Origin of the sequence: Cytobacillus sp. T106 (assembly GCF_040492155.1) — a bacterium.
Classification (GTDB): Bacteria; Bacillota; Bacilli; order Bacillales; family Cytobacillaceae; genus Bacillus_AB; species Bacillus_AB infantis.
The window spans coordinates 1-14335 of sequence record NZ_JBEUMK010000006.1; the positions used below are offsets into that span (position 1 = coordinate 1).

12 protein-coding genes and 1 tRNA gene are annotated in these 14335 nt (G+C 44.0%); 9 read left to right on the forward strand and 4 right to left on the reverse strand.

Annotation, left to right across the window (positions count from 1 at the left end):
- Positions 1–440: 440 nt before the first annotated feature.
- Positions 441–1064 carry a LysE family transporter gene (locus ABU165_RS12600; RefSeq protein WP_318060407.1) on the reverse strand — a complete coding sequence of 208 codons (624 nt, stop codon included), beginning with the start codon at positions 1062–1064 and terminating at the stop codon, positions 441–443.
- A gap of 148 nt (positions 1065–1212) precedes the next feature.
- On the opposite strand from ABU165_RS12600, the gene mgtE reads away from it, so the two are divergent.
- The 4 genes from mgtE (at position 1213) to ABU165_RS12620 (ending at position 6602) form a co-directional block, all read left to right on the forward strand.
- Positions 1213–2559: a magnesium transporter gene (mgtE, locus tag ABU165_RS12605; RefSeq protein ID WP_318060406.1), complete on the forward strand. Its 1347-nt coding sequence runs from the start codon at positions 1213–1215 to the stop codon at positions 2557–2559.
- Between the two features lie 64 nt (positions 2560–2623).
- Entirely contained in the window at positions 2624–2803 is a 180-nt protein-coding gene (locus ABU165_RS12610) for an H-type small acid-soluble spore protein (protein ID WP_022544063.1), read from the forward strand.
- Positions 2804–2947: 144 nt separating this feature from the next.
- Complete coding sequence (locus ABU165_RS12615; protein ID WP_318060405.1) at positions 2948–5746, forward strand: sensor histidine kinase; 2799 nt, start codon at positions 2948–2950, stop codon at positions 5744–5746.
- 64 nt (positions 5747–5810) lie between these two features.
- Positions 5811–6602, forward strand: coding sequence for a CheR family methyltransferase (locus ABU165_RS12620; protein WP_083783141.1), 792 nt, complete (start codon positions 5811–5813; stop codon positions 6600–6602).
- Positions 6603–6770: 168 nt separating this feature from the next.
- Here the strand turns inward: ABU165_RS12620 and ABU165_RS12625 are convergent, their stop codons facing one another.
- Positions 6771–7985, reverse strand: a complete 1215-nt coding sequence (locus tag ABU165_RS12625) for a fused response regulator/phosphatase (protein ID WP_009795545.1) — start codon at positions 7983–7985, stop codon at positions 6771–6773.
- 292 nt (positions 7986–8277) lie between these two features.
- On the opposite strand from ABU165_RS12625, the gene ABU165_RS12630 reads away from it, so the two are divergent.
- The 4 genes from ABU165_RS12630 to ABU165_RS12645 all read left to right on the forward strand — a co-directional run bounded on the left by ABU165_RS12630 (position 8278) and on the right by ABU165_RS12645 (position 11249).
- A complete protein-coding gene (locus ABU165_RS12630) occupies positions 8278–9498 on the forward strand; it encodes an MFS transporter (protein ID WP_318060404.1) in 1221 nt (406 codons plus the stop codon).
- 197 nt (positions 9499–9695) lie between these two features.
- Positions 9696–10004, forward strand: a complete 309-nt coding sequence (locus ABU165_RS12635; protein WP_009795548.1) for a hypothetical protein — start codon at positions 9696–9698, stop codon at positions 10002–10004.
- Between the two features lie 115 nt (positions 10005–10119).
- Positions 10120–10383, forward strand: coding sequence for a DUF2188 domain-containing protein (locus ABU165_RS12640; protein WP_022544061.1), 264 nt, complete (start codon positions 10120–10122; stop codon positions 10381–10383).
- Between the two features lie 122 nt (positions 10384–10505).
- Positions 10506–11249, forward strand: a complete 744-nt coding sequence (locus tag ABU165_RS12645) for an SGNH/GDSL hydrolase family protein (protein ID WP_306010266.1) — start codon at positions 10506–10508, stop codon at positions 11247–11249.
- A 90-nt stretch (positions 11250–11339) separates the two neighbouring features.
- On the opposite strand, the gene ABU165_RS12650 is transcribed toward ABU165_RS12645, so the two are convergent.
- Positions 11340–11422 (reverse strand) — tRNA-Leu (locus ABU165_RS12650).
- A gap of 73 nt (positions 11423–11495) precedes the next feature.
- Positions 11496–12584 (reverse strand): aromatic acid exporter family protein, encoded by a 1089-nt coding sequence (locus ABU165_RS12655; protein ID WP_306010265.1) that lies wholly within the window; start codon positions 12582–12584, stop codon positions 11496–11498.
- Positions 12585–12742: 158 nt separating this feature from the next.
- On the opposite strand from ABU165_RS12655, the gene ABU165_RS12660 reads away from it, so the two are divergent.
- Positions 12743–14209, forward strand: coding sequence for a response regulator transcription factor (locus tag ABU165_RS12660; protein WP_306010264.1), 1467 nt, complete (start codon positions 12743–12745; stop codon positions 14207–14209).
- Positions 14210–14335: the final 126 nt, after the last annotated feature.

The window sequence follows — 14335 nt, forward strand, 5'->3', positions numbered from 1 at the left end:
AAAAGAACAGTCTGTGGGACTGTTCTTTTTTTTGCGATTTTTTAGTGGAAAAGGAGAAGTTTATATAAACAGGATTGCTCTTGAGTAAAAATTATCGGCCGGGCGGACGAGCTGGTTTTTAGATTGCAATAATGGGGAGAGCAGCGGCTTAAAGCGTGAATCTCATCAATTGGCCCGATAATCTACCGAATTTGCGGATTATTCTACCATTTGAAAGATTAATTTACCGACTTTCCCATTTAATTTACCATATGCCTTAAATCTGACTAGTGCCAGCAGCTGCATCCCCTGCACAGTCGCGAACAGAATCACTTACACCAAACCAACCGTCCAATCTGCTATGCTTACAGCAAAATGAACGCTATTTCTGATCTCCACATCAATCACCGCTGATTTTTCAGCTTCCAGGGAGACTGCACTTTCCTGAACTTCTATGATTGTTAGAAAAACAGCTTATATGCCTCATACCCGAAATAAAGTCCAAACCCGATAAGGGAGAGTCCGGAAAAGATAGAAATGAGCGTGAGTATCCTGCTGGTCATGAACCTTCTGAAGCTGCTTGCTACCGCTGCCATTGTCAAATCCCATAACAGCAGCCCTATAAAGATTGCACAGCTGTATATCAATATCTGGCTTTTATCATATTCTGCGGCTGTTTTAGCCAATACAGAGCCATATATGCCAAGCCAAAAAAGAATGGTCAGGGGATTGGAAATGGACATAAGAAAGCCGGAAATAAAAGACTTTGCTGCCGATTCGTCTTTAAGGCGGTCGTTTGATACTACCTTTCCTGCTGTTAAAAGGCTTTCAATTCCTGTATAAACGAGCACAAAAAAACCAAAAAGCCATAAAAATGATTTTACGAAAGGAATCTCAAGAAAATTCACGACCCCCATGTAGACGGCAACCATATATACTCCATCTGCTATCATTGCTCCCAATCCGACAAGCCAGGCGTGGAAAAAGCCGTTTTTGATACCCTTGTCCAGCTGAGCTGCATTTATAGGGCCAATAGGAGCTGCCAGGGAAAGCCCTAAAAAGATATAGCTTAAAAATATGCTCAAAAAAAACAACTCCTTTTCATTTGCTGCTTGTACAATTCTATTCAGCAATATAGGTTTGTACGACAGAAAATTGGATTAAAACTGCGGCTGGCTTTGCGAAGACAGAAATGGGGAATAGTAGAAGCGAAGCCAAAGGGGTTGATAATTGATGATTGATGAACAATATTTGGTAAAATTGATCAAACATTTAAAAGAAGCGGATAAACAGCAATTCCAGGGACTGATTGCGGAATTGCAGCCTTATGATATTGCCAGGCTGTATGAGGAGCTTCCGGAGAAGCATCGCTCGAGATTCATCCTTCTGCTTGATCCCGAGCAGATTGCAGATCTGCTTGAAGAGCTTGAAAGGGACGAACAGTATGGAGTTTTAGTAAAACTTGGTGTGGAAAAATCGGGCCAGGTCATGGATCTGATGGATAATGACGATTTGGCCTTGCTGTTAGAAGGCCTTTCACCTGGAAGGATAGAGGAGCTCCTGGCTGGTATGAAGCAGGAGGAATCCCAGATTGTCCAGAGCATCATGAATTACCCGTCTGAAACAGCAGGCAGGATCATGACGAACCGGTTTGTGTGGATTCCGGAAAGCTATACGGTCAGTGAAACAGTTGCAAAAATGAAATCTTTTGCTGTATTTTCGGAAACAATCAATTACTTATATGTGATAGATGGAGACAAACGTTTGACAGGAGTTGTTTCTTACAGAGATTTGATTCTAGCAGAGCCTCATGAACAGATTAGGGATATTATGTTCAGCAGGGTGATTTCTGTTCATGCGGAAACGGATCAGGAAGATGCAGCCATGCTGATTGAACGCTATGATTTCCTGGCACTGCCTGTAGTAGAAGAGAATGATCGGCTTGTAGGCATCATTACGGTGGATGATATCATTGATGTGGTTATCAGGGAAGCTACAGAGGATATTGAAAAGCTCTCAGCTTCCGGAAAATCGATTGATTTTGACACTAAAGCTTTCGTGGCTGCCTATCGGAGGCTGCCATGGCTGATTCTGCTGCTATTTATCGGACTTGTTTCGGGATCGATCATCAGCAGCTTTGAAGAGACGATTTCCAAGGTGGTTGCACTGGCTTTCTTTATGCCGATGATAGCCGGGATGACAGGGAATACAGGAACACAATCTCTCGCAGTTGTTGTAAGGGGGCTGATCAGCCGAGATGTTGATCGGGAGCTTGCAGCAAAGCTGATTCTCAGGGAGCTTGCTGTCGGGATTATTATTGGGGTGACTTGCGGCATTCTGATATCTGTGATCGCATATATCTGGCAGGGTAATGGATTTTTGGGCCTGGTGGTTGGCGGCTCTCTTATTATCACCTTGATTATAGGAACTCTAGCGGGGACAATAGTGCCGCTTGTCCTCTATAAGCTGAATATTGATCCGGCAGTGGCTTCCGGGCCTTTGATTACAACCTTGAATGATATTATCTCGCTATTCGTTTATTTCGGCATTGCAACTGCCTTTATATCAAAGCTGATGTGAACAGGAATAAATATCTTCCAGCTGCGAAATGCTAAACCGACAAAACTTTTTTGGAGGGATTGCTTTGAACGCAAACCGTGTGAAACAGATCCTTTCTTCATCTGCAGACATTGAAGTCACTTATAATGGCGCATCAGTATGGATTGACAGCCTCAATGAAGATGGCCGGACTGCAACAGTACATTTGAGAGGTCCGCTTGAAGAAAGGTCGACAGTAGAAATTGGAGAATTACTGGAAAAATAAGATGGACGCCGCTCAAAAGTGAGCGGTTTTTTTATTTTTTTCTTAAAAAGATGTTTGAAACATAAAAGAAAGGGTATAAAAAGAGGTCGGATTCTGTCCGCTTTTCTATTTATAGGCATTCAGTGCTGAATTAGGGGGGAAATTATGAGTTTTAGAAAGAAACAGTTCCTGGGTTTTGGGATCATTATGCTATTTGTGGCAGCGATCCTATTCTTGACAGTTTATTTTATGAATGGGATGAGAAGCAACCTTAGGGAAATCACTGAGGACAGATATGAAAAAGTTAAAACAGCTGGTGAAATCAGGCAGGGATTTACCCAGTCTGACCAGGTGATTCTGCAGCTGATTAACAGTGAAAAGGCTGCCGATGCGGAAAGCAAAGAGAGAATTGAGGAAAACAGAAACGCAATTCTGCAGGGCATAGCATTTCTTGAGGACCGCCTCAATCGTGAGGAGGCACGGGATCTGCTCACGCAGATCCAGATTGAATACTCCGCCTTGATCAACACAGAGGATGATCTGATAAGGGCGCTGGATGGTGATGTACCTGCAGCAGATTTGCGGAGGCTTATGGAAAGCCGTCAGGAGCAGAGAGACAGCCTTAGTGAAGACTTATCTGACTTCAGTGCTTTTCAGGAAAGCCTGATGGGTGCTTCAGTGGAGAAGTCGCGTGATACATATGATCAAATGATAATCAGCATTATAGCAGGGTCCATCCTTTGTCTTACTGCTGTCGTGGCAGCGGCTTTCTGGGTGATTAGAAGCACATCCATGAGCCTGAAAAAGATAATCAATGTCATATCCCGGGTGAATTATGCCGATCTTTCTTCCCTTCCCAGGGTAGAAATTAATACAAAGGATGAAATAGGCGAAATCGGTCTTGCTTTCAATGAGATGGCTGCATCGCTTGAAGACTATAGTTTAAAAGAAAAAGACTATACGAAACATATATCTGAACAAAATTGGCTGCAGACGAATATTGCAGACATCGCTACGATGTACCAGGATATAACGGATATCAGGACGCTGGGAGAAAAATTTATAGCAGAAGCAGCTGTTATTCTGGATGCTTCTGCCGGGGCGTTTTATTTGCGCAATGGCGAAGGCAGGGACATGAAGTTCCTTAAGCAGGCGAGCTATGCGGGAGATGGAAAAGATGCTGGCAGGGAGGAATTCTACCTTGGCGAAGGACTCATCGGACAGGCAGCCTTGGATAAGCGGACCAGGGTGCTGAAGGAGATTCCCGACGACTACTCTCTTGTCAGTTCCGGACTTGGGGAAATGAAGCCTAAAAGCATACTGATTGCCCCGGTCCTGTTTGAAGGGAATGTCACTGCAGTCGTAGAGTTTGCTTCCATCAGGGAGTTCACAGCTCTTGAAGAGAAGCTTCTGACACAGCTGCTGGATACGCTCGGTATTACAGTCAACAGTGTGCTCGGAAGAATGGAAATCGAGCGGCTGTTAAAAGAATCCCAGATGATGACAGAAGAGCTCCAAGTACAGTCAGAAGAGCTCCAGACTCAGTCTGAGGAACTTCAGGTCCAGTCAGAAGAGCTGCAGTCGCAATCGGAAGAGCTTAGGATGATCAATGAACAGCTTGAAGAAAGAACAAGAGATGCAGAAAAAAAATCCCGGGATCTGCAGCAGGCCAATAAGGATATTGAAGAAAAAGCAGAACAGCTGTTATTGAGCTCAAAATATAAATCTGAATTCCTGGCCAATATGTCGCACGAGCTCAGAACCCCGCTGAACAGCATCCTGCTGTTGTCAGAAATGCTGTCAGAGGGGCAGGGTGAAGAGATACCTGAGGAGCAAAAGGAAGTAGCTAAAGTAATCCACTCATCAGGAAAAGACCTGCTTTCTCTCATTAATGACATCCTGGACTTATCTAAGATTGAGGCCGGAAAGCTGGATATGCTCTTTGAAGAGATGAATTTGAGCGAATTGCCTTCTTATCTGGAATATAATTTCAGCCACCTTGCACAAAAGAAGAATCTGGACTTTAATATTTCAATTGCTGAAGACCTTCCCGGAATCATGTATACTGATCAGCAAAGATTCCAGCAGATTATCAAGAACCTGCTTTCTAACAGCTTTAAATTCACAGAGAAGGGCTCTGTTTCGATCGAAGTAAATCTTGCTGATCCTGAAAAGACAAAAAATCTGCCTTTAAAATCAAAAACTGATTTTTGGACAGAGATAAAAGTGTCTGATACAGGAATAGGCATTCCTGAAAGCAAGCAGTCGATCATCTTTGAAGCATTTCAGCAGGGAGATGGTGCATCTGTAAGGAAATACGGAGGCACAGGGCTTGGCCTTTCCATATGCAGGGAATTTGCAAAGCTTTTGGGAGGCTGGATATTCGTGGATAGCGAGGAAGGGAAGGGAAGTACCTTTACACTGTTTATACCTAGCCTTCCTAATGGCCTTGAGGAAGAACAGCATACTGCAGCACACCTCGAAATAGCCGCTTCGGCTGCCGCAGAAGAAACAATTACAGACACGGGTGTGGAGGAACCGGAAGTTCCTGCGGGAATTTCAAAGGAAATCCGTCATATCTTTAAGAATAAATCTGTGCTAATATGTGATGATGACAACCGCAATATCTATGCGCTTGAAAAAGCGCTTAAAGCTGAGGGCATGGAAGTTACCACAGTGCAGAACGGGCAGGAATGCCTGGAAATGGTCGGGCAGAAAAGGGATATTGACATTATTCTGATGGATATTATGATGCCTGTTATGGATGGGTATGAAACAATGCAGCGGCTGAGATCCATGGATGGACTTGAACAAATGCCGATCATTGCATTGACTGCAAAAGCGATGAAAGGGGACAAGCAGAAATGTCTGGATGCAGGTGCATCCGATTATATCAGCAAGCCCCTGAAGCTTGATCAGCTCCTGTCCGTCATGCGGGTGTGGCTGACAAAAGCTTCAAAGTAAATTGGAAAGGGGCATATGTGTGAAAAAGGATGTGCTTAAGGCGGACGAACGGGAAAAAATTGAGATGGATCTGCTCCTTGAGGCGGTCTACCTGATTTCCGGCTATGATTACCGCCAATATATGCGCTCCTCTGTGGAAAGAAGGATACAGCATAGAATGAGGCTGGAGCAGATTCCGACAATCAGCAGGCTCACTGAGAAAGTCCTGCACTATCCAGGCTTCATTAATAGAATATTGGACGATTTATCCATCAGTGTGACAGAAATGTTCCGGGACCCGTCCTTTTTTAGAGCTTTTCGTGAAAAGGTTGTACCCCGTCTCAGAGCTCTCCCGGAAATCCGGATATGGCATGCAGGCTGTGCTACAGGGGAAGAAGCATATTCTATGGCAATATTAATGGAAGAAGAGGGACTTGGCAGCAAAACCAGGATTTATGCGACCGATATAAACGAAAATGTTTTAAAACAGGCAGAGAGCGGGACATTTTCCCTTGCCAGGATGCAGACTTATACTAAGAATTACATCCAGGCGGGAGGGAAGAGGGCTTTTTCAGAATATTATTCTACTGACGAATTCAATGCCTATTTTCACCGGGAGCTTGTAAAAAATGTGATATTTGCCCAGCATAACCTGGTGACTGACGGCTCTTTCAATGAGTTTCATGTCATCATCTGCAGAAATGTAATGATTTATTTTACACCTCATTTGCAGCAGGATGTCCTTGACCTATTTCATGAGAGTCTTTCTGTTGGCGGGTTCCTGGGACTTGGAAACAAAGAAACGCTGAGAATCGGACGTTCAAAGGAAAATTATGCGGAGTTTGATGGCAAAGAGAGATTATATACGAAAAAGTAAGGAGATTGCCTGAATCGTTAGGCAGAAATTCAGAATAAGAAGGGCGGAACCAATGATGGTTCCGCCCTTCCATTTGATATTTTACATAGTTTTGGGACAGGACAGGACATTTTGCTGCAACCCATGGTAATTTATTGGGTGCAGCCCTGCTGGCCAGTCTGCATCTCTCTAAGCAAGCCCGGCAGCAGAATATTTCTGTGCGGCTTCAATGGCCGGATGCTTCAGCACCTGTTCGCTTTCCGCCTTGGCTTGGATCATGACGACACACATATCGTCCGGCTGGCATGCTTGGAGCTCTTTTGGGATGACAAGATTAATGGGCGCATCAATTGTTTCTTTGTCCCATTTCCTGCCCGCAGCCTCTGCCAGCAAGGGAATGCCATCCTCAAACTTCCGTTCAATGGCTTCCATCACCCCGTCGGTATATAAAAGGATTTGAATGCTCTTTTCGTATTCAATGATAGATTTTTCGACTTTTATGTTTTCCCAAAAGCCAATGGCGCAGCTTCCTTTTTTCATTGGAACTGTCTCCCGACCATCCACAAGGGCAAAGCATGGCGGATGCCCGGCATTAACGTATTCTACTGTTTTTTTCTTTGTATCGATCACCAGGTATACAGCTGTAAAATAGTAGTGGAGTCCGCTCTTTTTTTTCTCAAGCATAACCATCCATTTATTCAGCTCTTTGATTACTCTTTCAGGCTCGCTGAAATTCCTGATAACGTCCCTCAGGACAGAAGAGATGAACATGCAGACAAGGGAGGCTGAAATGCCATGCCCCATCATATCCAAAACAATGGCAGCATACCTGTTCTCATCAATCTTATGCCAATAATACATATCTCCTGCCAGTTTAAAAGCCGGAATATAGGAAGCATTAATATGTATGTGATCCTCCTGAACCATTTCGCTCAAAAGATTATGCTGGACCTGCTGAGCAAGATCCAATTCATCCCTTATTTTCTTTTCGTGCTCTTTATGCCAATCTTTTTCTTCCTTAAGCCTTAAAGCTACTCTTAATCTGGCTGCAAGCTCCACTTTATTGATAGGCTTTGTTATGTAGTCAATGCCGCCTACATCCAGTGCCTCTGCTACCTTTTGGGAATCCTCAAGGGCGGTGACAAATATGACAGGGATGTCACGGTACAGCGGATTCTCCTGGAGGCGCCTGCATGCTTCGATCCCGTCCATTTCAGGCATCATAATATCCATCAGGATGACATCCGCGGTGTTTTGGGCAAAAGCGGGCCCCGCGTTTTCCAAGTGCTTGAACAGGTCTTTAGCCGAGGTAAATGACCGGTAGTCTTCATAGCCGGCATTCCTGAGAATTTTTTCAACTACAAACAAATTCACCTGGTTGTCATCCACTATTAAAATTGACATTCTCACTATCTCCTTTAGGAAAGGGAGCATTTTCAGCTCCTCATAAAACAGTTTTAATTCAGACAGGCCGGGGAAGCAATTACCTGTAAAAGTATTATGTATGACAGCGGTTCAGGAAACCGTTCCGCATTATATACCCGTCTTTTCCGGCTGCTAAACATATTTTCCCGGAATTTCCGTTATAGTTTCATGCTGCTGTACAAAATATAAAATAGAAAGGCCGTTTATTAGGCAGCTGCTCATGATTGCTGTAAAATAAAGGGTGATTTTTACATAGAGAGGAGAACCATTTATGGATGAAGAAAATAGCAAAGTGGATCTCCGGCAGGATTCAGGTGCAGATAAAATTTGGACAAGGGATTTTGTCTTGATCTGCATTGCCAATTTTTTTGTGTTTTTAGGCTTTCAGATGACATTGCCTACCATCCCTTTATTTGTCGAAGAGCTTGGAGGCAACGACCAGCTGATTGGATTCGTGGTCGGTATTTTCACATTTTCTGCCCTGCTTCTCAGGCCCTATGCCGGCCATGCTCTTGAAACAAAAGGAAGGCGCTGGGTTTACTTGCTCGGCCTTTTTATTTTTATTCTTGCAGTGGGAGCATTCGGGTTCGTACCGGGAATCATATTTTTATTTCTATTACGGATTATCCAGGGCGTGGGCTGGGGATTTTCCACTACTGCTTCCGGGACAATTGCAAGTGACCTGATTCCGCCTAAAAGGAGGGGGGAGGGTATGGGCTATTATGGCCTTTCAGGCAATATCGCCCTTGCTCTTGGACCTTCGCTGGGACTCACCCTTGCAGGAATACTGACATTCAAGCAGCTGTTTTTAATTTGTGCTGCTCTTGGCGGTGCCGCTCTTTTACTTTCATCACGGATACGCTATAAAAAAGTAGAAGAAAGCCAGGCCGCTGCAACTCCGGTAAAATGGGACTTTTATGAGAAAAGCGCCTTGAAACCATCCGTCCTGCTGTTTTTTATTACTGTCACTTTTGGGGGCATTGCTTCCTTCCTCCCGCTCTATACAGCTCAAAAGGGCATCGGCGGAATTCAATGGTATTTCCTTATTTATGCTCTATCCATTATGCTGACAAGGACCTTTGCCGGGAAGGTTTATGATTTAAAGGGACATAAAGCTATATTTGTACCAGGCGCTCTTCTGATATTAATCGCTATGGTCCTGCTTTCATGGCTGCCGGGCACCGGCATTTTATATCTCGCTGCAGTGCTCTATGGATTCGGATTTGGAAGTGTGCAGCCTGCTCTGCAGGCATGGTCGATTGAACAGGCACCAAGGAACAGGAGGGGAATGGCCAACGCAACATTCTTTTCTTTCTTTGATCTTGGTGTAGGGATTGGAGCAATGGCATTCGGGCAGATCAGCCACTGGTTCGGCTATGGCAGCATTTATTTAACTGCAGCAATATCAGTATTGCTATCAATGATCATGTATCTTATATTTCTTAAAAAAGAGGATACAGGTAAAAATGGAAAAGCTGGAGCACTGCAATAGCAGGCCCAGTTTTTTTTGTTATAAAAATAGGCACTGCTATGTCTTTTGACACTTTCCTTCAGGCAGGAACAGCAGTATGATAAAAACTTCAAAATTCATCATTATGGTTTTGGCAGCAGGAAATCAGGGAAAAGAAAAGCAGAATGCGTCAATCTGAAAATTTCTGATGCTTAAACTATGTCCATGGGGGGATACATATGGCTAAAAGATTAATTCTTTTATCACTGCTGTCTGCTGTTTTATTTGTATTGATTTCCTCATTCGATTTCGATGCAAAAAAGACAAATGCCAACGTAGAAGAGAAAAAAGACTATGTTTCTTTTGAATATAAAATTACCAAGGTTGAAGAAGGGACATACTATGGGAAGTCTGCTGATGGATTGGGCATTTCTTTTACACTGGATGACCTGGATCAGAACATCATCATAAAAAAAGAGGATACAGTAGTCTGTTATTTTGAGAAAGACAATATGAGGGACGGATTGATCCGTGTCGAAAAGAAGTAGCCAGTCTTTTGATTGGCTTTTTTCTTTTGACGGAATAGTGCCGGCTGTGTTTTTTTCAAAAATGAAAGGGTAATAGTGTAGTGGATAAAAAATTTAAATGAAAGAGGCTGATCATATGGCAGATAATAAAAACAGCGATGACCGCAATCAGTATTTCCAGGATCGTGCAGGGACAGATGAAGCGAATTTCCATGTTGTGCCAAATGATGAAGAAGGCTGGGCTGTAAAAAAGGAAGGCGAAGATGAGCCGGAATTGACAACAGGCTCCAAGTCCGAAGCTGTGGACAAGGCAAAGGAAATGGCGAAGGAAGCGGGGACAATGGCTATTATCCATAATGATGAAGGAAGGATAGAGGACCAGGAGAATTACCGCCAATAAGGATTTAAGGCTTCAGCCCCTGGCTGAGCCTTTTTTTTGAGGAATGCCCGAACACCGTATTCGTTTTAAACGGGCTAATATGCTATTCTAAAATAAAGTTTGAAATACAGAGGGTGTCCATCATGAAAATAGTTTGCTTTGGTGATAGTCTAACCCGCGGAGTGTCCTACCTAAAAGGGCGGCTGAGAATCTTAAAAAAGAATTATCCAGCGGTTCTCCAGGAGCTATTCAAAAATAATAGTGCAGGTGAAGCGGGACTGCATATTGAAGTGTTGAACAAAGGTGTCTTTAATGATAATTCGAATCTTCTGCTGTCAAGGCTTGAACGGGATGTTACTGATGAGAAACCTGATTTTGCCATCATCAGCATTGGCGGCAATGACTGCAATTTTTCATGGGAAGAGGTCGCGCAAAATCCGGGCGGCGAACATAGGGCTTCAGTTCCGCTGGACAAATATGCAGACAATCTAAGATATATGATAGAGAAAGTAAAGGACAGCGGGATCACTCCCATTCTCCTGACCCTGCCTCCGCTTGATCCGGTCCGCTATTACGAGAATATTTCAGGCAAGTTCAGTTCACAGATCAGCGGCTGGATATGCAGAGTTGGCGGGATAGAGCACTGGCATGGAAAATATAATCAGAGTCTGAATAAAATTGCGGATGAACTGAATGTGTTGAAAATCGATGTAAGATCTGCATTAAAACAGGCGGGTGACCTGGCAGAATTAATTTCGGCCGATGGAATCCATTTGACCGAATGGGGTTACAAAATCCTTGGGGCAGAGATTTACAATTATCTTGCAGCCTTTATGCAGTCCGGCAATATGGATACTATGCATTTAACTTCTGTAACAGAAAAATAAGGGCAGCCCGTGGGCTGGCCTTTATTTTTATTGTAAGAATAGAAAAAAGCGATTTGCATCTGCAAATCGCTTTACTTAGTGAATCTTTTATGCGGCTGAGAGGACTTGAACCTCCACGGGGTTGCCCCCACTAGAACCTGAATCTAGCGCGTCTGCCATTCCGCCACAACCGCTTACTAGCAACTGAATTTATTATAGCATAATAATTATGTTTGTACACTATTTTTTTATATTTTTTTTAAAAAATTATCTGCCTTCACTGGCTGTATCATTTGCCAGCTGAAGCAGCTCTTTACTCCGCTCCTCAAGTGACCTGATATGGATCAGCTCTTCGGCAAGATCATGCAACGAGAGGATCTCATATAAAACCGCAGCCGCAGGTGAGATATGATGATGCTGATGCGGTTGCAAATCAGCCGGGGCAAATGTTTCTTTCTGTTCATTGAACCATTGTGTGAGCGCATTTACTTGCTCCAGATAATCCTCAGCCGGCATAAAGCCTTTATCCTTGAAAATGAATGAAACGGTTTCCATTACCGGGATAGCCGCAGCATTGGTTTTCAGATCCAGGCTAAAGCGGGACTTTGGCAGGTAAACAAGGTTGCCAATATGATAAATCAATTGCCGGAGAATAATTAATTTCTTGTATTCAAGTCTATAGCACCGTATTTCTTTGCGGGTAAAACGGTGAAACCTCCACTCATCCTTCTGATACAGGCACAATTTTTCAATTTTGTCCGTATCCCTTGACAGGTTCTGGAAATCCTCGAGAACTCCTGCTTTATCACGGGGGGAACCTGAGATATGGGTGAATACCGTCATTAAAATAGAGGAAGCCTTTTCGAAAGCTGAGTCTATTCCCAATGTAATAGTCTTAGAATACTGCGGAGGCATGATAAAGATATTGACCAAAGTAGAGACGATCAGGCCTGTGCAGGTTGTGCCCAGACGTATGAAAAAAGAAGCTGCGTAATGGTCGTGAACAGTTGAGATCATTGCAGCTCCGGTGAGCACAGCGACAACGGTGCCCTCATAGAGCCTCAGTCTATGGCAGGCAATGATGGTTGCAAGGGAAACGAATGCATACGAAAACGGACTGTCTCCGAACAGAAATGCAAAAAAGACGGCAAAACCTGCTCCTATGGCAGAAGCGGGAAGGCGGATGAATGCCTTCCTTATCGAGTCAGCAGCTGTTGGTTCTATTGTTACTATGGCTGTTATGACAGCGAACATTGCAGGCCAATCCAGCAAATGGCAGATAAAGGCTGTTAGAAAAACAGCAATCCCGGTTTTGACAATCCTCCCGCCTGCAAAATTAAATAGATATGCTTTCATTTTTTTGCCTTCTTTAACTGTGTTGGATATTTTCATGATATATATATTATATCGCAAATCCCATGCACTATGGGGAAAATAACGAAGAGCCGGATTGCCGGCAAGTAGTCCAATCATACAAAGCAAATGTCATGAGAGGCAGAGAAGGGAGTGCTCCAATGCTCATTCACTTAGTTCCGAAAGATGATCTGGAGGCTCAGGGGATACGCTGGGTGCTGGAATCCCATTTAAGCGGGATAGATCTCAGGGTTTGGAAAAACATTCGTGATTTTTTGGCTGCCATCGAACACGGTTCACCGGGACTGGTCATTATCAATATGGACAGCTGGGAACAATTCTCCGGCGAAGAAGCGGAAGAATTCAAGAGTAAAAGATTATGCTGGCTGGGGATATCCTCTGAAAGGATTTTTCAGACAGCCTACCGCGCACTTAAATACAGGGGAGAGGATGTGCTGTTCAGGCCCTTTTCTTCTTCAGAACTGATCAGGGCTGTCCAGCAGATCAGGTATGAGCTGAGGAACTCGCCGGAGCAGGGGCAAGCCGGACAAGCGCAATTACAGGAACCCGGCTATCCGGATTTGTTTGTCACAAATGGGGAGGAGGAGAGGGGTCTGACCATGGCTGCTTTCCTGACGCCTGACAGCTCAGCGCTTGAGTCATTATACAGCTTATTGAGCAGCCGCACTGCGGCTAAAGCCGGCCAAGTGTTCGCCTTGTCAGAGTTCGTCCTATTTGTCCGCACTTCACCATATGGAGGAGAGGCATTGGACGAGTTCCACTCATTCATGGCGGTTTGGAAAAAAAGCTTTCCTGTCCCGCTTGCTGTTATCGTATATCAAACCAGGAAACCACAATCACTGAAGGATACCTACCAGCATGTACGGATGCTGACCAAACTGATCTTCTTTGAAGGCTATGACATTATCATTTCAGAAAATCATCCGTCTTTAACAAAGGAAATGGACCCTCTCCTGACACCGGTCGAGCAGAGGGAATGGATAGAAATGCTTGAAAAAAGAGACGTAAAAGCCATTCGGTTGTGGTGTGAAAGGGAGTTCCTTGCCCTTGAATCCCCATATCCTGATCCAGAGCTGGTGAGGGTCCGGCTGACAAGTGTGCTTGCTCAGGCGAGAAGATATATGAAAACCTATCAGCTGCAGTCGGATATATTGGAGGAAAATTACCACCGTGTTTTTCAGAAGATTGTCCATTCGCCGACCATCCATGAGATTGTCAATGAACTGGAGAAATTTGCGGCCAGGCTTTTTGAGGAATATAGCCGCAAAGCTATTGATCCTGTCCCGGCTGTTGAAATAGCCGAAGAACTAATAGAGTCAAATTACTGGAACGAGGGCTGGAATTTATCAGATTGTGCGGAATCCCTGGGAATACATAAAAGTACATTGAGCCGGCGGTTTGCTGCCGAGAAAGGACTGACCTTCCGCGAGAGGCTTCACCAGATCAGGATCCGTGAGGCAAAGCGGCTTCTGATTGAGACAGATCTGCCAATTGAAAGAATTGCGGCTATGTGTGGCTATTCACATCCCTCTTATTTTTCGTCCAAGTTTAAATCCATTGCATCTTCCACACCCGCTTCCTATAGGCGGAAAACTAAGTATAATTGAAATTTTTGAAATTCATCATAATTATGTCTACCTCAGTATCTTTGAACTGCAATCATTTGTAAAAATATCAACAGATTATAAATTAATTTCCTCCTGGCCAGAAGTAAAATGAAAGAAACTATAACA

Coding starts and splice junctions, on each gene's coding strand:
- ABU165_RS12630 (WP_318060404.1), top strand. CDS start 8,278: ATGGATGAAGAAAATAGCAAAGTGGATCTCCGGCAGGATTCAGGTGCA.
- ABU165_RS12645 (WP_306010266.1), top strand. CDS start 10,506: ATGAAAATAGTTTGCTTTGGTGATAGTCTAACCCGCGGAGTGTCCTAC.
- mgtE (WP_318060406.1), top strand. CDS start 1,213: ATGATTGATGAACAATATTTGGTAAAATTGATCAAACATTTAAAAGAA.
- ABU165_RS12655 (WP_306010265.1), bottom strand. CDS start 12,584: ATGAAAGCATATCTATTTAATTTTGCAGGCGGGAGGATTGTCAAAACC.
- ABU165_RS12625 (WP_009795545.1), bottom strand. CDS start 7,985: ATGTCAATTTTAATAGTGGATGACAACCAGGTGAATTTGTTTGTAGTT.
- ABU165_RS12640 (WP_022544061.1), top strand. CDS start 10,120: ATGGCAGATAATAAAAACAGCGATGACCGCAATCAGTATTTCCAGGAT.
- ABU165_RS12635 (WP_009795548.1), top strand. CDS start 9,696: ATGGCTAAAAGATTAATTCTTTTATCACTGCTGTCTGCTGTTTTATTT.
- ABU165_RS12615 (WP_318060405.1), top strand. CDS start 2,948: ATGAGTTTTAGAAAGAAACAGTTCCTGGGTTTTGGGATCATTATGCTA.
- ABU165_RS12660 (WP_306010264.1), top strand. CDS start 12,743: ATGCTCATTCACTTAGTTCCGAAAGATGATCTGGAGGCTCAGGGGATA.
- ABU165_RS12620 (WP_083783141.1), top strand. CDS start 5,811: ATGGATCTGCTCCTTGAGGCGGTCTACCTGATTTCCGGCTATGATTAC.